The organism is Paenibacillus sp. FSL K6-2862, from assembly GCF_038005125.1.
Lineage (GTDB): Bacteria > Bacillota > Bacilli > Paenibacillales > Paenibacillaceae > Paenibacillus > Paenibacillus illinoisensis_A.
Genome location: NZ_JBBOSN010000001.1, coordinates 4,434,283 through 4,459,648 on the forward strand (window position 1 = coordinate 4,434,283; position 25,366 = coordinate 4,459,648).

General features: G+C 47.5%; 22 protein-coding genes and 1 other annotated feature. Of the genes, 1 reads left to right on the forward strand and 21 read right to left on the reverse strand.

Annotated elements, in window-relative coordinates:
• Positions 1-37 precede the first annotated feature (37 nt).
• Together MHB82_RS19960 and MHB82_RS19965 are read right to left on the reverse strand one after the other, a co-directional pair.
• Positions 38-487 carry a hypothetical protein gene (locus MHB82_RS19960; RefSeq protein WP_341175677.1) on the reverse strand — a complete coding sequence of 150 codons (450 nt, stop codon included), beginning with the start codon at positions 485-487 and terminating at the stop codon, positions 38-40.
• Positions 484-1,077, reverse strand: coding sequence for a type II CAAX endopeptidase family protein (locus MHB82_RS19965; RefSeq protein ID WP_341175678.1), 594 nt, complete (start codon positions 1,075-1,077; stop codon positions 484-486). The genes MHB82_RS19960 and MHB82_RS19965 overlap by 4 nt, the downstream gene beginning before the upstream one ends.
• A gap of 337 nt (positions 1,078-1,414) precedes the next feature.
• Positions 1,415-1,646, forward strand: a binding site (T-box leader).
• Positions 1,647-1,843: 197 nt separating this feature from the next.
• Here MHB82_RS19965 and serA point away from each other — a divergent pair.
• Positions 1,844-3,439 carry a phosphoglycerate dehydrogenase gene (serA, locus tag MHB82_RS19970; protein ID WP_095292930.1) on the forward strand — a complete coding sequence of 532 codons (1,596 nt, stop codon included), beginning with the start codon at positions 1,844-1,846 and terminating at the stop codon, positions 3,437-3,439.
• Positions 3,440-3,505: 66 nt separating this feature from the next.
• Here serA and MHB82_RS19975 read toward each other — a convergent pair whose 3' ends face one another.
• The 19 genes from MHB82_RS19975 to ribD form a co-directional block, all read right to left on the reverse strand.
• The gene (locus tag MHB82_RS19975; RefSeq protein ID WP_341175679.1) at positions 3,506-7,795 is read right to left on the reverse strand and encodes a BclA C-terminal domain-containing protein; all 4,290 of its coding nucleotides are present in this window, start codon (positions 7,793-7,795) and stop codon (positions 3,506-3,508) included.
• A 199-nt stretch (positions 7,796-7,994) separates the two neighbouring features.
• Positions 7,995-9,392, reverse strand: a complete 1,398-nt coding sequence (locus MHB82_RS19980; RefSeq protein ID WP_341176670.1) for an ATP-binding protein — start codon at positions 9,390-9,392, stop codon at positions 7,995-7,997.
• A gap of 55 nt (positions 9,393-9,447) precedes the next feature.
• Positions 9,448-10,164 (reverse strand): response regulator transcription factor, encoded by a 717-nt coding sequence (locus MHB82_RS19985; protein ID WP_017687664.1) that lies wholly within the window; start codon positions 10,162-10,164, stop codon positions 9,448-9,450.
• Between the two features lie 142 nt (positions 10,165-10,306).
• Entirely contained in the window at positions 10,307-11,569 is a 1,263-nt protein-coding gene (gene ccsA / locus MHB82_RS19990) for a cytochrome c biogenesis protein CcsA (RefSeq protein WP_095359239.1), read from the reverse strand.
• Positions 11,566-13,239 carry a cytochrome c biogenesis protein ResB gene (resB, locus tag MHB82_RS19995; protein ID WP_341175680.1) on the reverse strand — a complete coding sequence of 558 codons (1,674 nt, stop codon included), beginning with the start codon at positions 13,237-13,239 and terminating at the stop codon, positions 11,566-11,568. The genes ccsA and resB overlap by 4 nt, the downstream gene beginning before the upstream one ends.
• Positions 13,240-13,253: 14 nt before the next feature.
• Entirely contained in the window at positions 13,254-13,781 is a 528-nt protein-coding gene (locus MHB82_RS20000; protein ID WP_095290532.1) for a redoxin domain-containing protein, read from the reverse strand.
• 132 nt (positions 13,782-13,913) lie between these two features.
• Positions 13,914-14,663, reverse strand: a complete 750-nt coding sequence (locus MHB82_RS20005) for a pseudouridine synthase (protein WP_095290531.1) — start codon at positions 14,661-14,663, stop codon at positions 13,914-13,916.
• A 230-nt stretch (positions 14,664-14,893) separates the two neighbouring features.
• On the reverse strand, positions 14,894-15,712 hold the full coding sequence (locus MHB82_RS20010; protein WP_341175681.1) for a S1 family peptidase: 819 nt from the start codon (positions 15,710-15,712) through the stop codon (positions 14,894-14,896).
• 66 nt (positions 15,713-15,778) lie between these two features.
• The gene (locus tag MHB82_RS20015) at positions 15,779-16,312 is read right to left on the reverse strand and encodes a spore maturation protein (RefSeq protein ID WP_095290528.1); all 534 of its coding nucleotides are present in this window, start codon (positions 16,310-16,312) and stop codon (positions 15,779-15,781) included.
• 7 nt (positions 16,313-16,319) lie between these two features.
• A complete protein-coding gene (locus MHB82_RS20020; protein ID WP_371859959.1) occupies positions 16,320-16,925 on the reverse strand; it encodes a nucleoside recognition domain-containing protein in 606 nt (201 codons plus the stop codon).
• Between the two features lie 95 nt (positions 16,926-17,020).
• Positions 17,021-18,208 (reverse strand): D-alanyl-D-alanine carboxypeptidase family protein, encoded by a 1,188-nt coding sequence (locus tag MHB82_RS20025; RefSeq protein ID WP_341175682.1) that lies wholly within the window; start codon positions 18,206-18,208, stop codon positions 17,021-17,023.
• 131 nt (positions 18,209-18,339) lie between these two features.
• The gene (ytfJ, locus tag MHB82_RS20030; protein WP_095359243.1) at positions 18,340-18,825 is read right to left on the reverse strand and encodes a GerW family sporulation protein; all 486 of its coding nucleotides are present in this window, start codon (positions 18,823-18,825) and stop codon (positions 18,340-18,342) included.
• A gap of 185 nt (positions 18,826-19,010) precedes the next feature.
• The gene (locus tag MHB82_RS20035) at positions 19,011-19,730 is read right to left on the reverse strand and encodes a DUF2953 domain-containing protein (RefSeq protein ID WP_341175683.1); all 720 of its coding nucleotides are present in this window, start codon (positions 19,728-19,730) and stop codon (positions 19,011-19,013) included.
• 193 nt (positions 19,731-19,923) lie between these two features.
• The gene (gene scpB, locus MHB82_RS20040; RefSeq protein WP_255247893.1) at positions 19,924-20,589 is read right to left on the reverse strand and encodes an SMC-Scp complex subunit ScpB; all 666 of its coding nucleotides are present in this window, start codon (positions 20,587-20,589) and stop codon (positions 19,924-19,926) included.
• Positions 20,558-21,358 carry a segregation and condensation protein A gene (locus MHB82_RS20045; protein WP_095290518.1) on the reverse strand — a complete coding sequence of 267 codons (801 nt, stop codon included), beginning with the start codon at positions 21,356-21,358 and terminating at the stop codon, positions 20,558-20,560. Before MHB82_RS20045 ends, scpB begins: the two co-directional genes overlap by 32 nt.
• Positions 21,359-21,460: 102 nt before the next feature.
• On the reverse strand, positions 21,461-21,928 hold the full coding sequence (gene ribH, locus MHB82_RS20050; protein ID WP_095290516.1) for a 6,7-dimethyl-8-ribityllumazine synthase: 468 nt from the start codon (positions 21,926-21,928) through the stop codon (positions 21,461-21,463).
• An 85-nt stretch (positions 21,929-22,013) separates the two neighbouring features.
• The gene (locus MHB82_RS20055; RefSeq protein WP_095359245.1) at positions 22,014-23,252 is read right to left on the reverse strand and encodes a bifunctional 3,4-dihydroxy-2-butanone-4-phosphate synthase/GTP cyclohydrolase II; all 1,239 of its coding nucleotides are present in this window, start codon (positions 23,250-23,252) and stop codon (positions 22,014-22,016) included.
• 39 nt (positions 23,253-23,291) lie between these two features.
• Entirely contained in the window at positions 23,292-23,960 is a 669-nt protein-coding gene (ribE, locus tag MHB82_RS20060) for a riboflavin synthase (RefSeq protein WP_095290513.1), read from the reverse strand.
• Between the two features lie 46 nt (positions 23,961-24,006).
• Positions 24,007-25,110 (reverse strand): bifunctional diaminohydroxyphosphoribosylaminopyrimidine deaminase/5-amino-6-(5-phosphoribosylamino)uracil reductase RibD, encoded by a 1,104-nt coding sequence (ribD, locus tag MHB82_RS20065; RefSeq protein ID WP_181429801.1) that lies wholly within the window; start codon positions 25,108-25,110, stop codon positions 24,007-24,009.
• Positions 25,111-25,366: the final 256 nt, after the last annotated feature.

A 25,366-nucleotide genomic window follows, 5' to 3' on the forward strand; every position in this document is an offset into this window, starting at 1 on the left:
AAAACCACCATAAACACAGATGCGAACCAGACCATCATTACCAAGGCCAAGGAAGAAATGTGTTTAGTGGCGGAGCCCCTTTTATGCCCCACCAGACCAGGCTGATCGTGAGTAAAACAAAAATAATGATGAGTGAGTTGACAAACCGTTTACTTAACCGCAATCGGCGAGAAGGATGAAGCTCAGTCCGGGTAGGAAGTGAGCCTGCTTCAGTGACCGTTTCATCGGTCGCTTTTTGCGGAGTTTTGGAACGTGCCGGAGCCCGGCTGGGGAGCACCGGGCTTTCCAGTGCTGATACATACGACTTGCGTTGTGATCTTGGTACGGATACGGTGGACAATGAAGCCCCCGCCCCCTCCAGTGCAGCAGCCGGTTCAGGAACCAAGTTCACTTGAGGAGCCGTAGTCCGCTCGGTCTTCTCTGTTTTGTCCGAGTGGCGGTGGCGCTGACTGCCATATGTCTTCATTCTGCTTAATTGCTGGTTCATGATCCCCTCCGAAAACGTATCGCTAATCCGGACACCAAATCAATAATAAAGTGACATAATATCGGCGCCCACAATGTGCCGGATTGCAAATAAATCCAACCCAATCCATAGCTAGAAACAAAAACCCAACCTGTAGGAATCCAGTGGCGAAGATATCGAATATGAATTACTGCAAACAGTATGCTAGTCCAGTAAGGGCCAATGGCATGCTGTATGGCTCCGCGAAACAATAATTCTTCACAAATAGCGACAATAGCTGCTATACATACGATATGCCAGATGGGGCGTGACCTGAACAGCATATCATTGATTCCTCCGTCATCCATGCTTTCCTGAGGAATGACATAAGACAGGACCAAATCCATGACGAGCATAATGCCGGCAAGACCAAGCCCCCACCAAATAAAATGAAAACTTTCGGGCCAAGCAAGCACGTCGAACAGATTTCGCTTCTGCAATAAAATCCACACAACTCCAATGATCAGAGTTAAACCTTGTGTAAAGTATAGATTAATCAGAAGCAAGCGCTCGGTAAGCTGCTGCGGTTCAGCCTTCTGAATCTTGAACTTGGAAAACTTTGATTTTTTCATTGCCTGCGTCTGTCCTCTTACTAGATATTTGATGGATAACCTACTTGGCTGCCCAATCGGATAGTATACTAAATGATAGCCAAAAATCCAAATTGGTTCAAGACCTGCCTCAAGTCCTGGTTCCCTATCCTTTGTTACCCGAATTTCACTCTCATCGTAACGTCTGATTTGATTTTTTAAATCTTGAATTTTATACGACTTTCAGTTATATGATTTAGGCATCTTTCATAGTAAACTCGCTGATAAATGAACCTAATCCCAGTCATCTGCATTAAAACATTTATGCCTATTGACATGGTCATGTTAGCCATGATACATTATGAAAAAATTAGTCACGTTAAACACGATGATGGAAAAAAGATGTTGCTTTGTTCTTACAGAGAGCCGATGGATGGTGCAAATCGGTGGCAGGCAATGAATCTTGAGCGTTCCTGAGTTATTGCATTGAAATTAGAGTAGGTGCAATCGGTTTAGAGCCGTTATCCTCTTCGGTCTTTATTGACCGTGAAGACTGTCGTTGCGAAGCGGCAGTGAATTAGGGTGGTACCACGACAACTCTCGTCCCTTATTGCGCAAGCAGTATGTGGATTGAGAGTTTTTTGATTTATTTTTAGGAATATACGTGGGTCCACTCTATTATTACACCCCTCTCCTCTGCTGCGACACCGCGTTGTTGGGCGGAAGGATGAACCCGGTTTTAAGGAACACCTCATTGTAGAGGTAAGTCCTTGACGATATAGATACACATACTAAGGAGGAAGAAACCATGTACAAAGTGTTAGTATCGGACCCAATCAGTGATCTGGGTATTCAGCAACTGGTGGATGCAAATGATGTTGTAGTTGAGAAAAATACCGGTCTTAGTGAAGATGAGCTTGTAGCCATTATTGGTAATTATGACGCCCTTCTCGTTCGAAGCCAAACTCGAGTTACAGATCGTATTATGGCTGCTGGAACCAATCTCAAAGTCATTGGCCGTGCAGGGGTTGGGGTGGATAACATTGACCTGGAGGCTGCCACTCAACGCGGTATCATCGTTATTAATGCGCCTGATGGTAATACCATCACGACATGTGAGCATACATTTGCCATGATGATGGCATTGGCACGTCACATCCCACAGGCTTACGCCAAAACCATTCAAGGTACATGGGATCGCAAGACCTTCCTGGGTGTGGAACTCAGAAATAAAACTCTGGGCGTACTCGGAATGGGACGAATCGGCAGTGAGGTTGCCAAACGTGCAAAAGCCTTTGGTATGGATATTCTCGCATATGACCCGTTTCTTACCCAAGAACGTGCTGAGAAACTTCAAGTTAAACTGGCCAGCGTGGATGACATCATTCGTAATGCCGACTTCATGACGGTACACACTCCATTGACACCTGAAACTCGTCACATGATCTCCCGTGCACAATTTGAAATCATGAAAAAGGGTATGCGCATTATCAACTGTGCTCGTGGCGGAGTCATTGATGAAATGGCTCTTGTGGAAGCGATCGATGAAGGTATTGTTGCAGGTGCTGCATTTGACGTGTTTGAAAGCGAGCCACCAGCACAGGATCATCCTTTCCTGAATCACCCAAGTATCATCGTTACGCCTCACCTGGGTGCATCCACCGTGGAAGCACAAGAAAATGTAGCGATTGATGTATCGGAGCAGGTACTTCATATTTTGCGGAATGAACCGTTCAAAAACGCTGTGAACATGCCAGCTGTTGCACCAACAGTAATGAACAAACTCCAGCCGTACTTTAAGCTTGGTGAAACACTGGGCAGCTTTGCAGCCCAAATTACACAAAATGCAGTGCAAGAGATTCGAATTGACTATGCAGGTGACCTTTCAGAAGTAGATACGTCGCCACTCACTCGTTACATTGTTAAAGGCATTCTCGCAAGACATTTGGGCGGAGAAGCAAATATCGTTAACTCCATGCATCTGGCCAAAACCCGCGATCTGAATGTAGTTGTAAGCCAAACATCCACAACTAAAGGGTTTACTAACCTCATCACAGTTACGTTGGTAACGACACAGGAAGCAGAGGAACGCCGTGTAGCCGGTACGCTGCTTGCTGGTTACGGAGAACGGATCGTACGCCTGGACAAATTCCCGGTTGATATCGCTCCAGAAAGTCACCAAATTTTGATCTCCCATAACGATAAGCCAGGTATCATCGGACGGGTAGGTACGCTGCTTGGTCAAAATGATGTCAACATTGCCTCCATGCAAGTGGGACGGAAAATTATCGGCGGTGCTGCAATCATGATTCTGACTGTGGATAAAGCAGTTCCAAAAGATGTCCTTGTCCAGCTTACAGGTCTGCCTGAGCTTAATACAGCTGTTGAAATTGTTCTTGAATAGTTGCCACATCGTGCATAGATAGTCAAAAGAGACGATCCCTGAAGGGTTCGTCTCTTTTTTTCTACTTTAGCTTAATCGAATAATGTTAAGTGTTGCACCCGGAGGTGACAGTACTGCTGTTGCAACTAAACCAAACAACTGCAGTTGAATGGTTGATCCAGCTGTGACGGTTACTATAAAGTCGGTTGCTAACTGGCTAAGTGAAAGTACTGGCGAGATTACACTTGGTGGAACTACAGCACCATTCAGCAGTATACGAGATTGGACAGCGAGCGCTGCAGTAAGATTGATTTTGTAACTAATATAATAACGTCCTGCCGTAGCGAGAGTAAACGTATCACTGGTTCCATTCACGGTAATTCCGGTACCAATGTTTTGATTATTAGGCAGAGCTACAGCCGTTCCGCCCAAAAGAACAAGAATTGTACCACTTGTATTCTCTGCATAAGAAGATGCTGCTGTAACTGAAGTTCCTGTTGCACCTGTGGCACCAGTTGCCCCAGTGGTACCGACACCCGTCTCTCCTGTTGCGCCTGTTGCACCTGTAAGTCCCGTTGCACCTGTGGCACCAGTAGCTCCTGTTGCACCAGTACTTCCCGTTATGCCAACTCCAGTGGCTCCCGTTATACCGGTTTCTCCTGTTACACCAGCTGTTCCTGTCGTTCCGGTACTTCCGGTTATGCCTACCCCAGTAGCTCCTGTTGCCCCGGTACTTCCCGTTATGCCTATTCCAGTGGCTCCCGTTATACCGGTTTCTCCTGTTACTCCAGTTGTTCCTGTCGCTCCAGTACTTCCGGTTACACCTACACCAGTAGCTCCTGTTACACCTGTCGCACCAGTTTCACCTGTTAAACCTGTGATGCCTGTTGCGCCGGTAATTCCGGTTACTCCAGTTGATCCGGTAACACCTGTTGCCCCTACTCCTGCCAGTAATGTGTAGTCTGGGGAGGTCCCTGGTGTTCCTGTTGGGGCTGCAACATTCGTAATATACGTGCTGCCGTTGAACGTAACTACCTGACCGGCTGGATATGTTGGTGCCACAGCTGGATCGAAAGGGACCACTCCACTCAAACCGATACCCGTCGCTCCCGTGGTGCCTGTAATTCCTGTCGCTCCGGTTTCACCTGTAATACCTGTGATGCCTGTGGCTCCGGTTAATCCGGTAACTCCAGTTTCGCCTGTACCACCCGTTACTCCAGTTAATCCGGTAACACCTGTTGCCCCTGCGCCTGCCAGTAATGTGTAGTCTGGGGAGGTTCCTGGTGTTCCTGTTGGAGCTGCAACATTGACAATATACGTGCTGCCGTTAAACGTAACTACCTGACCGGCTGGATATGTTGGTGCCACAGCTGGATCGAAAGGGACCACTCCACTCAAACCGATACCCGTCGCTCCCGTGGTGCCTGTAATTCCTGTCGCTCCGGTTTCACCTGTAATACCTGTAATGCCTGTGACACCCGTTGCTCCTGAACCTGCTAACAACGTGTAGTCTGGGGATGTCCCCGGTGTCCCAGTTGGTCCAGCGACATTGGCAATATACGTACTACCGTTGAACGTAACTACCTGACCCAATGGGTATGTTGGTGCCACAGCTGGATCGAATGGTACCACCCCACTCAAACCAACCCCTGTTGCACCCGTGATACCTGTATTTCCTGTCGCCCCGGTCTCACCTGTAAAACCTGTGTTGCCTGTGACACCTGTTGCCCCTACACCCGCCAGTAATGTGTAATCCGGGGAGGTTCCTGGGCTTCCTGTCGGTGCAGCAACATTCGTAATATACGTGCTGCCGTTAAACGTTACCACTTGACCCGCTGGGTACGTTGGAGCCACTGCCGGATCGAATGGTACCACTCCGCTCAAGCCAATACCCGTTGCTCCCGTTATCCCCGTGATGCCTGTTGCTCCAGTTTCACCTGTAACTCCCGTAACACCAGTCACTCCAGTTGCCCCTACACCAACCAGTAATGTGTAATCCGGGGAGGTTCCTGGGCTTCCTGTCGGTGCAGCAACATTCGTAATATACGTGCTGCCGTTAAACGTTACCACTTGACCCGCTGGGTACGTTGGAGCCACTGCCGGATCGAATGGTACCACTCCGCTCAAACCAACCCCTGTCGCACCCGTGATACCTGTAATTCCTGTCGCCCCAGTTATACCCGTGTCTCCGGTAACACCGCTAACCCCAGTAACTCCAGTAACGCCGGTAGCCCCTGCTCCCGCCAGTAATGTGTAGTCCGGAGAACTTCCCGGTGTTCCCGTTGGTGCAGCGACATTCGCAATATACGTACCGCCGTTAAATGTAACTACCTGACCCGCTGGGTATGTCGGAGCCACAGCCGGATCAAATGGTACCACTCCACCCAAACCTACTCCTGTAGCTCCAGTTATACCCGTTGCCCCAGTACTGCCTGTGACACTCAAGCCCGTTGCACCAGTTACTCCTGTCGCCCCTGCACCCGCCAACAACGTGTAGTCTGGAGATGTCCCTGGTGTTCCCGTTGGGGATGTAATAGTGGCGATATACGTACTTCCGTTGAAAGTGACCACTTGACCTGCTGGGTACGTAGGCGCAACGGCAGGATCAAACGGCAAAATCCCACTTAGCCCTACTCCTGTCGATCCTGTTGGACCTGTAGCTCCGGGACTTCCTGTGCCTCCTGTTATACTTACACCCGTTGCTCCGGTTATTCCTGTGGCCCCTGCTCCCGCCAACAACGTGTAGTCTGGAGACGTTCCTGGTGTTCCCGTTGGCGATGCAACAGTAGCAATATAGGTACTTCCGTTGAACGTGACCACCTGACCTGCTGGATATGTCGGTGCAACGGCTGGATCAAACGGTAAAATCCCGCTTAGCCCTACTCCAGTCGATCCTGTTGGACCTGTAGCTCCAGGACTTCCTGTGCTTCCTGTTATACTTACACCCGTGGCTCCGGTTATTCCTGTGGCCCCTGCCCCCGCCAATAACGTGTAGTCTGGAGACGTTCCTGGTGTTCCCGTTGGCGATGCTGTATTGGTAATATACGTACTGCCGTTAAAAGTAACGATTTGACCGGCTGGGTATGTTGGTGCCACGGCCGGATCAAACGGCAAAATTCCAGTTAGACCTGCTCCTGTCGCTCCCGTTGGACCAGTTGAACCAGTAGGTCCTGACCCCGCCAGCAATGTATAATCCGGAGATGTATTTGGCGTTCCTGTCGGAGATGCCACATTGGTAATATAAGTACTGCCATTGAACGTAACCACTTGACCCGATGGATATGTCGGAGCCGCAGCGGGATCAAATGGCACCGATCCTTCCAGGCCTAAGCCTGTTGCTCCAGTCGTGCCAGTTACTCCTGCACTCGCAAGTATAGTGTAATCCCCAGAAGTTCCTGGTGTCCCCGTTGGAGATGCCACATTCGTAATATATGTTCCACCTGCATAGGTTACAATTTGCCCGGAAGCATACGACGGAGCAAGCGCAGGATCAAAAGGAGCAATGCCTGTTAAACCTGCACCTGTTGCTCCCGTAGCACCAGTTGTTCCACCCGATAACAATAATGTAAAATCTGGCGAACTTCCCGGGATACCCGTTGGACTATTTACATTAGCTATATATAAATTCCCATCATAACTGAGTACTTGGCCTTGAGAATAACTGGGCCCTTCTGCTGGATCATATGGTGTTACATTATTAAACCCTACTCCAGTTGGTCCTGCTGGACCCTGAGCACCTTGTGGTCCAGCAGGACCAATCGGACCTACGGGACCTGCTGGACCTACTGGGCCTGCTGGACCCGCTAAGCCCGCCTCTCCAGGAGGCCCTGCCGGCCCCTGTACTCCAGGCACACCGGGCACTCCGGGTACTCCGGGTACCCCCGGTGGACCAGCAGGTCCGGTTATCCCGGACGAACCAATTCCTATGGTTGCACGGCTAAGTGCTATAGACGTATTCCTAATTAATCCTACAAGTTTATCCTTCTCTGGTGGGGGCACCTCAAGCAACAAAGTCACACTCAACAGATCATCAAGCAGATTCTGCAAGTTGCCAGACAAGTTGACTAATGCAACAGGTACGACCTCCGAAGCTGCAATGGTTAGTTCCAATACGGCTTGAAGCTCGGCTTTTACGCCAGCACGAAAACCTGACTCGTTAACAAAAGTAAGTACATTCCGTAATCCTGACTGCAGCGCAAGTATGTTAGCAGATGTAGGCTGACTAACTGCAGCTGGAAATGTGATTGCCAAAGATTGAAGTAACGTTTCAAATTGCTCCTGCTCACCTGTTGTTATAGGAATGAAGGGCGATCCCGCCCTGAACGATCTACCTTCCAAAAAAGCTTTGATATTTACCCGTTTACGCCTATCCGACATACGTTATCCAATCCTCCTTTGACTACCTTGTTTTTCAAGCTTATGTCACGTTGGAGGGAAAATTATCTTGGACAATATAATTGTTTCGTTAATTCAACAACGTTTATATGTTCCACGTTGAACAAGATTAAACGGTACACTTCAACAAAAAAACACCCTCCTGAGGAGGGTGTTTCCGCATTTTTCGTATGAAATCCGGCTATTTCGGGGAATTCACCGGAAATTGTAATATAAACTCTGTACCTTCGCCCAGCGTGCTGTTCACATGAATGATACCATGATGTGCATCAACGATATTTTTCACGATCGCCAGACCCAGTCCAGTACCTACACTTTCTCCACGAACCCGAGCCTTATCCGCTTTGTAGAATCTTTCAAAAATAAATGGCAGATCGGAGGTAGGAATACCCGCACCCTCATCCTTAATCGACACTTTAGCCATGGACGTTCGATGATCTCCAGCCAATGTGGCCGCAATAATGACATTTTTGTCGGGAGGTGTATGACGAAATGCATTATCAAGCAGATTGGTAAATACCTGCTCAAGACGATCCTCATCAGCCTGCTGAAGCATAATGGTAGACTGACTACATTCAAAATGAAGCCGGATATCCTGTTCTTTGGAGCGTACGGAGAATTTCCGATACACCCGTTCCAGAAGTTCCACCAAATCGACTTCCTTCATCGCCATATCCGTATGCCCCGCTTCCATCCGGGCCAGATCCAGCAGATCCTTGACCAGTCTGCCCATCCGTAGGGATTCATCATGAATGACCTGAATCAATTCTTCACTTTCCTCGGGAGAAGCTGCCATGCCATCCAGAAGAGCTTCACTGTAACCTTGCATCATGGATAACGGCGTTCGTATTTCATGAGACACATTGGCCACGAAATCACGACGCATTTTCTCCAACCGAACCTCTTCAGTCACATCACGCAAAACGGCAACCGCACCTCGAACAACACTATCTGCATATAGAGGTGTCATCTGAACAGACCACACTCCCTGCTGAACATGCACATTCGAGCTCTGATCGCCGCCATGCTCCATAACCAGTTTGAATAAAGGAATCAGTGGTTCAGGAACATCCCGGGAAGACACATCCCCATTGTTTACTTCCTGCCCCTCTTCGTCCTGTGCCCAATCCAGGTCACACCAAGCCTGCATGATCTTCTCCCCTGGAGGATTCGTCAGAATAACCTTACCTTCACCATCAAAAGTAACAACGGCATCCGTCATGCTACGAAGCACACTTGCCAAATGTTCCTTTTCATGGTTCAGGTTCCGAATGTTGTCCTCCAGTTGAGCCGCCATGTGATTGAATGTGTTAGCCAGTTCACCAATCTCGTCGCTAGTCACTAGGGAGAGCCTAGTCCCATAATTACCTTTGCGAATTGCATTAGCTGCCTGAATCAGCTGCTGCATCGGCTGAGTGATCTTCGTAAACAGAAAGAGGGCGAAGAATGTCGTCAAACTGAACCCGATGATACAGACATACGTGAACAGGCGCTTGATGTCTCTAGACTCCGATTCTGCAAAGTTCGTATCAATATACGGTAGCAAAAAAAGACCCAGCGCGATGAGCACACAGCCCACGAGACATATAATCGTAATCCATAACTTCCCGACCAGTGATCTCCAGAAATTGAAACTATTTCGGTACTTCCAGTTTATAACCCACACCCCAAACTGTCGTAATCATAGCCGCCGATTCAGGCGACACCTTGTTCAGCTTTTCACGAAGACGCTTGACGTGTGTATCCACGGTGCGGAGATCACCGAAAAACTCGTAATTCCAAACATCCTTGAGCAATTCCTCTCTGGAGAACACTTTGTCCGGAGAGGTCGCCAGGTAATGTAATAACTCATACTCTTTTGGTGTAAGACTTATCTCTTCCCCACCTGCAGTTACCCGATGAGCATCATGCTCAATAACCAGATGAGGGAATACGATATTGTTGCTTGAGTTACTCTCTTTGGATAGATAAGCAGTTGCCGAAGAACGACGCAGGATTGCCTTCACCCGATAAATCACTTCACGTGGGCTGAAAGGCTTCACCACATAGTCATCTGCGCCTACTTCAAATCCTTGAACACGGTTAATTTCTTCACCTTTTGCTGTAAGCATCAATACCGGAGTCGATTTCACCTGACGAAGACGAGTGCACACTTCTACACCGTCCATGCCAGGCAGCATAACATCGAGCAAAATCAGGCCATAATCTCCAGCTGTTGCTTTTCGCAATGCTGTCTCGCCGTCTTCAGCTTCATCAATTTCATATCCTTCTTTTTCAAGATACATTTTCAAAAGTCTGCGGATCCGTTCCTCATCGTCCACGACCAGTATCCGGTTCTCATGTTCTGCCATTCCACTCCAGCCCCTTTGCAATAACTCCAATCACTTCTATTATGTTCGATCTGGCGAACAATATTTGAATGCCCACGTTTAATGCAGGGGCAATGCATGGTTTCATGGATTTTTCTCCAATACTTCAGCGAAACTGCCTATCCTAGTCGGCTCCTGCATAAGAGTGCAGTCCGGCAATGATCAAGTTCACACCTACGAGCGTAAACATGACAACCAGGAATCCAAGCACGGCAAGCCAAGCAGATTTTCGGCCCTGCCACCCTTTGGATAAACGCAAATGCAGGTACACACTATAATAAAGCCATGTAATCAATGCCCACACTTCTTTGGGATCCCATCCCCAGAAACGGCTCCAGGCAATCTGAGCCCAAATCATGGCAAAAATTAATGCCCCTAATGTAAATATCGGAAAACCGATGGCGATCGCACGATAACTGATTTCATCCAAATCATCAGCATCAATGCCGTCCAGCATAGGTTGTAGTGCTTGTCCAAGCGGTCTTCTTACGATTAATCGTATAATTCCGTAGAGAATCAAACCTACAATCAATGACCAGACTACCGTATTCAATTTGCGCCCGGCGTTAACTCCATTCATCCAGGATGGCGTCTCAAGTAGAGGTTCCTTCATCCCAAGAAACGGTGTCATACTCTCCACTTCACTCTGATAAGGTGCAAAAATTGGAGGCATGCGATAAATCACTTTCTCTATTGTACTATCTTCCTGTACCTCTGTGTCAATGCTGACCGTTTTCTGGACAAAAACCGCCTCGTACCCCGTCGCGCGAAAGGCAAATACGGTTCCTATAAACCCGATTACAACGACAATCGTAACGAAGGTAAACTCCACCCAGCCCCGCTGACGTCTGGACGATTTGTCTTTCCCACTGAAATCAACGGTACGGAGCAAATACATGAAGCCGGCTGCGAACCCAACCGCGAAGAAGGCTTCACCCAGGGCTGCAAGCGTTACATGGATTTTAAGCCAGATCGATTGCAATGCGGGGATTAAAGGCTGTACTTCCTGTGGGAATACGGCGGCGTATGCCATAATAATAATGGTAAGTGGTAATGCAAACAGTCCAAGCAATGATTTTCGATAGATGGCATATACCACAATAAATGCGACCATGATCATCATGGATAAAAAAGTCATGAATTCATACATGTTACTGACAGGGATGTGGCCTGCTCCAGCCCAGCGCGTAAAAAAGAAAACGAAATGGGCCGCGAGTGCAACGATCGAAGCGATAAATGCTCTTTTCCCCCATCTGGCTACATGAGCCTGAGGATCTCGATTACTCCACTTCTTGCCCATAACAGCAATACCGTATAACAAAAATGCAGCACAATAGAGAAAAAAAGATACAATAAATGCGTCGCTGCTGAAATCCAATAAACTCATCCTTGGTTCCCCCCGTTATCCAACGACTTCTCATCCACTTCAAGATTCATCTGTTTTAACACGGCTGATACTTCACGCCTGAAGCCAAACCAGTTTTTGTTGGTGTGTCCTCCCAGCGTGAGCTGACCATCATCAATTCGGATCCAGATACGACGGTGATGCCAGTAGAAGCCCATGACCAATCCCAACATCACAATTCCGGCTCCAACCCAGACAAATGGCATTGCCTTATCTACACGTATATTCAGATAACTTACCGATTGGATGATATCAACCTTATCCATGCTGTCAACTTCAAGCTGCAGAGGAATTTCTCCCCCTATCAGCTGCTGGTTTATTGAATCCTGCCTAAAACGCTGTTTATCCACTTGTTTTGCGAAATAAAGATATTGAATGCCTTCCTCGGGCAGCTCCGGTCCTTTGATTACAAATAAAAAGGCTGGTGCATTAGGTGAAGGCGATAAGGATTTGGGCTGACCGTTCTCATCAAGTCCAAAATCCATAAACTTGTCTTTTACGGTAAGTAAATATGGACCTACCTCGAAGGAGCGCTCTGTATCGACCATGTCAATCTGGATTGAACCGTACTTCTCCCCCGTTTTGGCATTGATTAAATCAGGAGTTACCGAGCGTATGGTAGGTGTAAGGTCGTAATCGAACTGATACGCTTTCAACCCATGATAGTTTAATGGATGATTCACCCTTACATCATGCCGGGCAACCTCATTTAATTGAGGCTTCTTGGATAGATCCGAGCAATCGGCGGTGCATTCATACAACACGACTTTAGTTTCGAACAGTTTTGGAACAATTTTATTCAAATTTCGAAACTGCTCGGGAACTTCCTCTTCACTGTAAAATTCAACATTGAACTGCTCATTTTTCAAGTACATAGAGGTATTTGGGATTTTTTTTATCTCGCCTTCCGGAAAGGCAACATGCTCGTCCAGATTCAGTCCGGGAAGTCCACGGGCCAACACAGCCAGAAGAAAAATAATTAAACCGATGTGGATAACATAGGGTCCCCACCGGGCGAATCGTTGCTTCTCGGCCAGCAGGGCACCTCCCTCTGTATGCACTCGATATCCTTTCTTTTTAAGCGGCGTAACCGCTTTCGTAATCCATTCTTCTGCCCCCTCTTCAATGGGACCTTGGTATACCAGACGCTGCCTCGTTAGAAACTGCATGTGTTTACGGATTTTTTGCTTGTTGAGTGCCTTATAGAGCGGAAGCACCCGGTCTAAACTGCATATGACGAGTGAAGCCCCGATCATAACAAGCAATAGGATGAACCACCAGGATTCGTATGTATGCGACAGACCCAACAGGTAATAGATATGCCCCAACTGTCCATAGGTTTCTTTGTAATACACAGATGGATCAATGTTGAGAAACGTACTCTCTTGAGGGTAGATGGTTCCCAACATGGACCCTACAAGGGTAAATACAATCAGATAGACCGCAATCTTCACGGATGAAAAAAAGTTCCACACACGATCAATGATATTCGGGTTACTGCGCTGCGAACGACGGGCCCTGCCATCATAGCGCATTTCCAGAACTTCTTTCGATTTAGCCTCAGCTTCGAGCAGCGGCTTACCGCATGCTTCACAGAGTACGGTACCGACCGGGTTCTGATGTCCACATTCACATTTGGTATTCTGGAACACGACTAGACCTCCTGTCAGGGCTGCTTCGCCAGTTGTGAAATTTGAGCGTCAAGCGTATCCAAATCAAGTTGACCGATATGAATGGTAGAGATTTTGCCCGTATTCGATACGAAAAAGGTTGTAGGCATCGGCGAGATTCCGAAATCCCGAATCGAAGTTTTGTCCCGGTCAAGCATAATCGGAAAATTGACGCCCACCTGACGAACAAAATTATCCACGGTCATCTGATCTTCTCCAGCATTAATGCCGATAAATTGAACACCCTGATCTTTCCACTTGTCTGCTTGAGCTTGAAGCGCTGGCATCTCTTTCACACAGGGCTCACACCAAGTGCCCCAAAAATTGATCACCATGGCCTTACCTTCATATTCTTCAGACGTATGCACTTGACCATCCAGGCCCAGCAATTCAAAAGAAGGAGCCTTGTCTCCTTCTTTCGGCTTGCCATTCGAGCCGGATACCGATGTGGTGATCGCATATCCGCCCAACACCAGGATCAATAACAAAATGACGATTTGCACCGTTCTTCTTGATTTCCCCATGTGCTGCTCCCCTTTGCAGTGACTGATTCGTAATTGTTCATGGTCTCTCCCAACTGTGAACATCCTATGAACAATTATAGCGAATTTCGTCACAAAACTGCGGCGGTTTTATGAAAATTATGTGTCCTCAGATTACCTTTTTTTCATTTTTTTGGCGGGTTCTGATTTTGCAAGTGTAATCAGGTTATTGACTTCCTCTTTGGTCAAATTACGAGTCAGTCCCCGTTTCAGGTTTTGCAGCAAAATGCCACCAAATGAAATCCGTTTCAAGCGCGTTACCGGGTGGTTAATCGCCTCAAACATACGTCTTACCTGGCGGTTACGACCTTCGTAGATGGTAATGGAAATGACAGCTTCATTGTTAGCTGTGTCCACATCCTTGTACTCCACTTCTGCCGGAGCAGTCATTCCGTCATCCAGCATAATGCCTGTCTTTAATTTCTCCAGGGCAGTACCATGCGGAACGCCTTTGACCGTTGCCAAGTACGTTTTGGGTACATGGTGTTTTGGGTGCGTCAGCAAGTGAGCGAACTCACCATCATTGGTCAAAATGAGCAGACCCTCTGTGTCGTAGTCCAGTCGTCCCACCGGATAAACACGTTCTTTGACACCTTTAAGATAGTCGGATACAATTTTCCGTCCTTCGGGGTCAGATGCACTCGTGATCACACCTTTGGGCTTGTTCAACATCAAGTACACTTTCTTTTCACTGCGAATCGGTTTCCCATTAACCGTAATCATATCCTCTTCGGGGTTCGCTTTTGTACCCAGTTCGGTTACGACCTCCCCGTTAACTTCCACTTTGCCGGACAGGATCAGTTCCTCGCTCTTACGGCGAGATGCAATACCTGCCTGTGCGATAATTTTTTGTAATCTTTCCATGTTTGTCATGTCACCTCACACTAATGATACCCATCAAGGCGGGAAATCACAAGGATAATCCAAGGAAAATGTAAACAGGAGGCGATAATGCCCTTTTTCAGCCAAGATCTCGTGCATATTTAATTAAAAAAAGCCCATCTTCCCATTTCCTGCACCGTGACAGGAACGACGAAGATGAGCATGTTTAGTTTTGTGAATATGTATATTCACTTGGACGTTAACGACAAGGGTTAACTGGTTACCTTGCCTGCCACAGCAATCTGTTTCTTGGCAGGTGATGTGGTTTCTTTGATGAAAGACTGTAATGTTTTCGATGTAATATAATAGGTTTTTCCGCCATATACAAACGTCATCATACCAATGACCCGATTATTCTGATCGAGAACAGGCCCCCCGGAATTGCCTTGTGCCATGGCTTTCACAATACTGCCAATTCCCTTTTTACCCGGCACATCCGAAGCTTGGCTGCTGTATACCCGGCTTTTGGCAATCGTATTATAGGTAGTAGGAAACTCTTCGTCCAGCAGCACCAGATCACCGGCAGGATTTTTCGGAAATCCAATCGTATATACAATCTGGTTATCCCTCGCGCTGGCGAACGCAACCGGCTCTGCATCCATGTCCTTTTCCAGCTTCAGCAAGGCCATATCTGTTACGGGATCTGTCTTGATAATCTTTGCTTTAATGGGGCGTTCCAAGTGACCTGGACTCGCTACAGTTAACGTACCTTCGTCGCCATCCTTTAGTTCGGCAAACTCCTGAACGACATGGTAGTTGGTCAGAACTTCATCCTTGGAGATCAGTATGGAAGTTCCCACGTCATAGTACACCATATCCGGCTCATCCTGCTTGACCAGACGAACGTTCACCACAGGGAATGAATCTGCAGTAAAAGCCATTTGTGCACGCAGTTGTTTGTCAAAGTATCCTGTAAAATGAATCGTATTGACCGCCTGAGCAGCCGCCATGCCTGTCTGTCCAGCAAGCAAAGAAACGGCAATGATGCTTGACATACCTAAGCGGAGCATTTGTTTTATCCTTTTATGCATGTGTCACTCTCCTCCTCCGCTACCATTCTAGCATATCTAGTATATCGGAAGGAGAGTCGTTAAATTTTAACCAAAAACAATCAAACAAATAGCCAGAGCGGCGATAAAGCCGACCAGGTCAGAAAACAATCCGACTTTGAGTGCATATCGGCCATTTCGTATGCCAACGGCTCCAAAATATACTGTCAGTACATATAAGGTTGTATCTGTGCTCCCTTGGATTGTGGAAGCCATACGTCCGATCATGGAATCCGGGCCATATGTTTTGATTAGATCCGTTGTAAAAGCAAGAGAGCCTGTCCCGGTTAACGGACGTAATATGCCGAGTGGCAGTACTTCTCCGGGAACACCCATCCAGGATACAAGCGGAGCGAACAGACTGATAACATAATCCAGTGCGCCTGAAGCCCGGAACACACTGATGGCTACCATCATTCCCACCAGATGCGGGATAATGCTGATCGCCGTGGAAAATCCATCTTTTGCTCCATCAACAAAGGATTCATATACCGGAACTTTTTTAGTAAACGCATATAAGGGAACGAACGCGATAATAACCGGAATGGCCCAGACGGAAATCCAGTTGATGAAGGTTAACATGATGGATTCATCCTTTCATGCTGGAATTACCGCTCTTTATAACACGTGGCGGTCTGTTTAAGGTCCTGTTCCTATACCAGCGATCTGCCATAATTGCGGCGAGTGTGGCGATAATCGTTGCCATTAGCGTGGTGCCCACAATCTCTGTTGCATTGGCTGAATGGTAGTTCAAACGAATGGCAATAAGGGTGGTCGGGATAATGGTTATACTTGCCGTATTTAGTGCGAGCAATGTACACATCGCAGGGGAAGCTGTTTGTTTATCGGGGTTCAGCTCCTGCAGCTGCTGCATGGCCTTGATTCCCATTGGCGTTGCCGCATTGCCGAGACCAAGCAGATTAGCGCTCATATTGGACAAAATATAACCCATGGCCGGATGATTCCGGGGCACATCAGGAAACAAAAAGGCTACGACCGGACCCAGCAGTTTGGCTATTTTGCCAAGCAATCCCGCATCTTCTGCCATTTTCATCATCCCCATCCAGAACACAAGTACACTAATTAATCCAAAACATACGGTTACCCCCGTTGCCGCCCCATCAAAAGCAGCCTGGGTAACAACTTCAATATTTCCTTTCGCGGCTGCAAAGCCAAACCCGACAACAATCATCATAAGCCAGATTACGTTAATCAAGACGTTAAAACCTCCTCTGGAAGCGCAGTACATCGTGTTTTACCACATGAATGACGTACTATGCTTCCTGATGATTATGGAGATAACAAGTGACCTAGCACTGCCCGCCATGCAGTTGCCCATGTTGAAACTTCACCAATCTCGCCAAGAGCTGCTTCTTCTGACTTCGGCTCAGGTGGGATGTAGCTGCCTTTGCGATACACCGGGATTGAACCAATGAACTCCCCTTTGAGCTCCAGATCAATGCGCCCAGCGAGGCCGAAGGACGGATCCAGCTGCTCCTCATTCTTTTCGCTTCTGGTCTCTGATGAATTGGTCGTTAACACCAGTTTTTTGGTTACGGTCGACTTCTCACTCTCTGCAAGTGGATAAGTAAATCCACGCCCCGTAATAACATCCGTGTTAGCCACTGGCTGCTCTTTTTGAGCAATCTCCACTAAAGGGAAATTCTCAAATCCAAAATCAAGCATGCGCGCATGATCATTCCAATCATCTCCATCATTTAACGTGACGGCAGCCAGCTGCTGACCATTCCGGGTTGCGGAGCTAACCAGGCACCTAAACGCCTTTTTGGTATATCCGGTTTTCACCCCGTCAGCGCCTTCATACAATCGCAGCATTTTATTTTTGTTGTGCCAGGAGTACTCCCAACTCTCATTCGGATTAGGTGCTGATTTGTCCTCGGTAGCAACGATTCGTTTAAAAACAGGATTGTGCAGTGCATAAGCTGTTAAACGGGCCAAGTCATTGGCTGTGGAATAGTGTCCATCTGCATCAAGACCGTGTGGATTCATAAAATGCGAGTGCTTTAGGCCGATTTCCTCTGCCTTTTGGTTCATTAACAGGACGAAGCCTTCTTCCGATCCACCAACATGCTCTGCGATAGCAGAAGCGGCATCATTGCCTGACCTCAGCATTAAACCGTATAACATGTTTTCCAGTGTCATTTCTTCTCCCAATTTGAGATATAGGGATGACCCTTCCTTGGCAAAAGCAGTTGAGGATACTTTTACTTTGTCATCAAGTTTCCCTTGTTCAATGGCGACAATGGCTGTCATGATTTTGGTCAAACTGGCAATGCGCAGTTCCTTATCCCCGTCCTTGCTGTATAGGATTCTTCCGGAAGTCACATCAATGAGCGCTGCACTCTGCGCATGGGTTGATGGGCCAGGGATCGTTCCTTGTGCTTCAGCCACCTGTATGAAAGGCAGAAGCAGCAGCGGTACAAGCAAACCAATCATTACTTTTTTAAACATTCGCATCAATTCATTCCTCCGGGTCACTGGAATCTTGTACTAACTTATGTTCGGACAACCTAAAGTATGTCCCATCTTTCCAAACAACAAAAATCCCTCTCACAAAAATCTGTGATAAGGGATCCAGATAAAACGGCTTAGCTGTAAGTGGTATGATCCGGTGTAACGCGTACGCCAGAGTCATCATTTTGCGAAGTATTACGCTGGAACATCCCTTGTATTCTGTCAAGAACATAAGGTGTAGAATCAATGAGTTTCTCAAACAGATGAGTGGAGTTGTCCAGTGGCACGATGTGCACGCCTTGTTTTCCAACAACTAGGAAGGCAATCGGGCGGATGGATACGCCACCACCACTACCTCCACCGAATGGTGAAGCAACGTTGGCTGAATGAGCACTTTCAGTCTTTGCACCAGGAACGGAGCTGCCTTCTTTGCTCTTTCCATCATTCACATGGAAATCGCTGCCCCCAGCGGCGAATCCAAAACCGACTTTACTAATCGGCAGAATAACCGTGCCGTCTGGTGTTTCTACCGCATCGCCAACAATGGTATTAACATCCACCATGGCCTTGATATTCTCCATTGCGGTTTCCATTAAGCCTTGAATTGGATGATCTGACATTTGAATTCCCTCCAGTTTCAATTTGAACTAGGTTTGATCTAACCATATCATCCCCAAACCTGAACAGACTATGTAAGTCTCTGTGCAGAACAAGTAAGGAAACAGCACCCAACATTCTCGGAGACACTTCACGATTTCAGAACCAATTGAAACCGAGATACAGTAACGAACTACTCTTATCCCAATTAGCCTTGTTGTTCCTTCAATTTTTGCTTGTGTCTGCGCCGTTGTTCCCGTAGTATTTTCAGCCACATCCGCCATCCGCCGTCCACTTCTAGAACCCGGGTCATTAGCCTCACTCCTGCGAGCATAACCGCCGTAATACGAATTTTCATTTTGCAGTTCAGTTCCGTTTGAAACTCCATCTCATCTTCCCAAACAGGAACTACTTCAAGCATGGGCTGACGTTTAAATTGAATCTGATACGACAAAAAACCGATGATGATTGACTTGATGCTCCATACCCAGCCCGTAAGAATAGCGGTGTGTGCTGCATCTCCGATACCTATTCGGGTAGACCAGGACAGCTGCGTTATATGTAGACGGTTCAGCGTCTGCCTTGCCCAGATTTTGAGTGCATCCGTAGCCCTCATCATCATCTTAACGTCTTTTGCCCACTTTTTGACTTTTCGTTTGTTGATACGCTCATGCCCTTCTGCTTCTCCGTACGTATGATTGACATGCTGTTCGGTTTTCACCAGGAAACCTTCTTTCATGTTACGAAAGACGATACTTGGTATTTCATAGTTAATTCGTACAATTCCGTAGAAAAGGCGGACGTTGATCAGCGCGAAATCATCGCTTTTATGTTTACGGAACGTAAAATGTACATGAACATTCGAGATGAGAACAGCGGCAAGCAGCAGTGCGGCGAACAAGCCGATTCCTCCAAGCCAAATCCACACAGGCCTTACCTCCAAGCCCTCAATTCTTTACACGTCTAGTATGACACTCTATATAGGAAATAATTCACGGTTGACCTGAAAATTCCATTCAGGAGTTGAAATTCCCCACGTTTGCTAAGGGTTCATGGCATGCAAAAAAACCGCCACCTTATCAGGCACCGGTTTATTACTGTTTCCTATGAACAATTCGTTCTTACGAGTCCAGATCCTCGTCATGAACCTCATGATTGTTATCCATATTTTCATGATCAAAATCATTCTGATCCGTGCTTCCCAAGTCCACCTGTTGTCCATCCAGCTTGTTGAACAGCATCTGGGTCTCTTCTTCCAGATTCTCGGAGTCTTCAAACAAGCCCGGTTCCGGAAGATCTTTAAGTGAAGCAAGTCCAAAGTAGTCGAGAAACGATTTGGTTGTTCCGTACAGTATAGGTCGCCCAATCGCCTCAGCTCGTCCTACTTCTTGAATCAAATCCTTATTGACCAGTGTATGGATGGCCCGTTCGGATTTCACACCGCGAATCTCTTCGATCTCAACCCGTGTAATGGGCTGACGATAAGCTACAATGGCGAGTGTTTCAAGTGCAGCCTGAGATAACGAGGTCCGTGCAGGAGAATAAGCCAGCTTTTCAAAATACGCAGCATGCTCCGGCAGCGTTCCCAACTGGACCACTCCCGCAATTTTGAGAATTTGAACGCCTCGCCCCTGGTTCATGAAGTCAGCGATCATCTCCTCTACGGCATCTGACACCAGTTCTACCCGCTGATCCACGATCTCAGCAATTTGTTTGATGCTTAGACCTTCCTCTCCGGACAAAAAGAGCAGCCCCTCAATAATCGACTTCAATTTCGGAAAATCCATGATTCCTTGCTTCCCCTCTCCACTCCATAACGATATCCTCAAACATCCGTTCCTGATAACAGACAATCTGTTTCATCTTCATCAGTTCCAGTACAGCCAAAAATGTGACTACAATTTCATGCCGGTAAATCTGGTCATCCAGCAGTTTGGAAAATAACAGCCTTCCTCCGGGTCCCATACTCTCCAGTGCTCCAACGACATCACGTATACGATCCTTCACCGAGATCTCATCGCGCTGAATTCGTGTAACCGTTGTACGCTTCTCTGCCTTGCGCAGTGCCTTCTGAAAAGCAGCAATCAGATCCGAAGTATGCAAACCCTCTACCGGATTTGATTGGGTCTCCACAGGCATATATGGCCTCAGGTCCTCAGGCTCTTTGGAGAAAATAAGGCTCCGTTCCCATTCCCGCTCATGCAGATGACGGGCTATTCCTTTGTATTTGCGATATTCTATCAGACGTGCAATCAGCTCCGCACGTGGATCATAATCTTCTTCTTCCATATAATCATAATCCTCAAAGTCTTCAATCACCGGTGGTTTGGGCAGTAAAAGTTTGCTCTTGATGGACAGAAGCGTTGCTGCCATTACCAAAAACTCGCTCGTAATATCCAGCTCCAATTCCTGCATCGAATGCAGATACGCCATATATTGATCGGTAATATCGCTGATGGGAATATCCTGGATATGAATTTCTGCCTTATCGATCAGATGAAGCAGCAGATCCAAAGGCCCTTCAAAAGTTTCCAGTTTATATGTAACTACCGTCACTAGACGAATCCTCCCGCCAGAAAAATACAAAACCCCGCTAAGCCGCCGAATCCGATCTCCCGAATTCGTCTGCGCAGAGCAGGGCACTACATTAAATAAGCACTATTTTAGCTGTTTCGTCAAGTTCGCCATTTCAATTGCAGCCGTGGCAGCATCCCAACCTTTGTTACCAGCCTTCGTACCAGCACGTTCAATCGCCTGTTCAATATTCTCCGTTGTAACCAGACCAAAGATCGTAGGCACGCCCGTTTTGAGGTTAATGGCCGCCACTCCTTTTGCCATTTCGTTGCACACATAATCATAATGTGTCGTTGAGCCACGAATAACCGTTCCCAATGTAATGACAGCGTCATATTTGCCGCTCTCCGCCATTTTCTGTGCAATCAGCGGGATTTCGAATGCTCCTGGAACCCAGGCTACGTCGACTTCACTGTCCTGCACCCCGTGACGTTTGAACGCATCGAGTGCTCCGCTGAGCAATTTGCTTGTGATAAATTCATTAAAACGTCCTACAACCACTCCATATTTTAAACCTTCCGATACCAAATGTCCTTCAAAAAAGTTCGGCATTTAAGTCATCTCCTCTAATGAATAATGTAATGTAATTAACCGTTTGTGAGCATTTATTTTTCCATAAATTACATGAGCAAAAAGATTAGTTTTTCTCTTCGTTCTGTTCGATATCATCGAACTTCAACATATGCCCAAGCTTCGCCTGCTTGGTATGCAGGTAAAGCGTATTATCCTCGTTCTCTTCCATCTGGATCGGAACACGCTCCACCACTTCAAGACCATAACCTTCAAGGCCTTTGATTTTGCGGGGATTATTCGTTAACAGGCGAATTTGGCGAACGCCGAGATCCTTCAGAATCTGTGCACCAATACCATAATCACGCAGATCAGCGGCAAACCCGAGTTTCAGGTTGGCATCTACGGTGTCCAGACCTTCCTCCTGCAGCTTATAGGCTTTGAGTTTGTTAATCAGTCCAATGCCTCGGCCTTCCTGTCTCATATAGAGCAAAACGCCATTGCCTTCATCATTAATCTGTTTGAGGGCTGCATCGAATTGCGGTCCACAGTCACAGCGATGGGAGTGGAATACGTCGCCTGTAAGACATTCGGAGTGAACACGAACCAATACAGGCTTCGAAGAATCGATTTCACCTTTGACCAATGCTACATGCTCTTTATTGTCCACTGCATTCGTATAGGCCACTGCTTGAAACTCGCCAAAATCCGTCGGCATGCGGACAGCCACTTCACGTTGAACCAGCTGTTCCTTCTCATTACGGTAACGAATCATGTCCTGAATACTAATCAGTTTCAGGTCATGCTTGCGGGCAATTTCCTGCAGATCTGGCAGTCTCGCCATTGTGCCATCTTCCTTGATGACCTCACAGATCACACCAGCCGGATAGGAACCGCACATGATCGCCAGATCAACAGCAGCTTCCGTGTGCCCGGCACGGCGGAGCACTCCTCCGTCTTTGGCAATGAGCGGGAACATATGCCCCGGCTTGCGGAAATCACTGCTTTTGGCTTCCGGATCAATTAGACCCTTCACCGTAATGGATCGTTCATGTGCAGATATGCCTGTTGTTGTATCCTTGTGATCCACGGAAACTGTAAATGCCGTTCCATGGAAATCTGTATTTTGCTGAACCATCGGTTTCAGATTGAGCTCATCTGCACGCTGCTGCGTAATGGGAACACAGACCAGGCCTCTGCCCTCGGTAATCATGAAGTTGATTACTTCAGGTGTAGCCTTCTCTGCCAGCGCGATAAAGTCCCCTTCATTCTCCCGATCCTCATCATCCACAACAATGACGGGTTTGCCGCGCATCAAATCGTATATCGCTTCCTCTATGGGATCTAGTATGGATTGATCTGACATAAGTTCCCCTCCAGTCTCTCTTTATAATGGTTATGTTCCTTATGCAAAGCCATGGTTGGCCAAAAACTCTTCACTGATACTTTTCGGTTTGCCAGCACCCGTCTCGGGATGCCCTTTGCCGTAATGGAGCAAGTGGTCCACATATTTCCCCAAAATATCACATTCAATGTTGATGGTATCCCCCGGCTTTTTCACCTGAAGCACCGTTTCTCCAATGGTATGGGGAATAATCGATACGGTAAACGATGCTTCTGTTGTCTTCACCACGGTGAGACTAATGCCATCGAGGGTTACCGACCCCTTTGGAATTAAATATTTGAACAGTTCGTGGTCGTCAGGTTTGATCTCAAAAACAACCGCATTCTGATCACGTGTGATCCCGCCAATGACTCCCGTACCATCCACGTGTCCTTGTACGATGTGTCCACCAAAACGCCCACCCGACTGCATCGCCCGTTCCAGGTTCACTTTACTGCCTGATTGCAGCTGACTCAGATTGGTATGACGGTAGGTTTCAGGCATGACATCTGCGGTAAATCCTCCGCTTTCCAGCGTCGTTGCTGTAAGACATACTCCGTTTACAGATACACTGTCACCAATCTTCAGATCGTCCATGATGGCGGAAGCTCCGATATTCAGGACCAATGCTTCGCCTTTTCGACCGATACGCCGAATCTGACCGACCTCTTCCACCAAACCGGTAAACATGCTGCCGCCTCCTTATGCTTATATCTTGCCTTGCTCATTCGCTCCGTTATTCAGGCCAGACAGGGATTCCGCCTATACTGATATTATCTCCAACTTGCTCAATTTCCAGCTGATTCAATTGAATGGCCTGACTCATGCGCTCCACCCCTTCAAATCGGAAGCTTCCGGGTGTGTCGTATCCGCCCACAATCTTTGGAGCGATAAACATCAACAGCCGATCGACCAATTTGGCTTCCAGCATGGAACCATTCAACGTGCCTCCGCCTTCAAGCAGGATGGAGCCGATTTCTCGTTCTCCCAGCTTGCTAAGCGCACTCAGCAAATCCACACGTGGTCCAGGACCACAGCGAATAATTTCTACACCGTAGGCTTCCAGCCGTTCGGCCGCCTCATGGCTCGCCTCATCGGTCGTAAGTACCCATGTCGGTGCTAGTCCATCCTTGACCATCTTGGCTCCAACCGGGAGACGCAGCTTCGAATCGACAACAATTCGCACAGGACTGATCCCTTCCACTTGGAGGCGGGTGGTCAGCTCCGGATTGTCTGCGATAACCGTATCTACACCAACCATGATGCCCTGATGACGATGGCGGAGTGCATGTACGATTTCCCGTGCAGGTTCGTTGGAGATCCATTTGCTGTCTCCACTGCGGGTTGCAATTTTACCATCCAGCGTGGATGCCGTTTTTAAAGTGACAAACGGCAAACCGGTGGTAATGTACTTGATGAATTTTTCATTCAGACGTCTTCCGCGATCACGCAGAATGCCAACCTCAACCTCAATACCTTGTTGACGCAGCATGCTGATTCCTCTGCCGGATACCTGCGGATTTGGATCCTCACAACACACCACGACCCGCTTCACTTTCTCGTGAATCAAACGTTCGCTGCATGGCGGCGTCTTGCCATAGTGGCTGCAAGGCTCCAGCGTCACATATACCGTACTGCCCTCAGCATCGCTGCCAGCCATATTCAATGCGTGTACCTCCGCATGGCCCGTACCCCGCTTGAGATGACTTCCCAGACCTACAACCCGGCCTTCTTTTACAACAACACATCCGACGACAGGGTTAATCCCCGTTTGCCCCTGTGCACGTTCTGCCATATCCAACGCAAGCCCCATATAAAATTCATCATTGATCATTTCCAAGTCCGGTCACCCCACGGTTAGAATCTTAAATTATAGGCCTCCCATCGAGCAGAGAGGCGGTTATACCATATCCAAATAAAAAATCCCCACTCGAACAATCGTTCGGGTAGGGATGATGAGAGACATGTGTCACCAGCAGGATGTCGTTGATACGATTGCCAACAGCACTCCGCCATAATTCCATTTCAGGCAAGTGAAAGCAAACACATACCTAAAGAACACAATTACAGGTAAAGAGCTTCTATGATGTGGCATA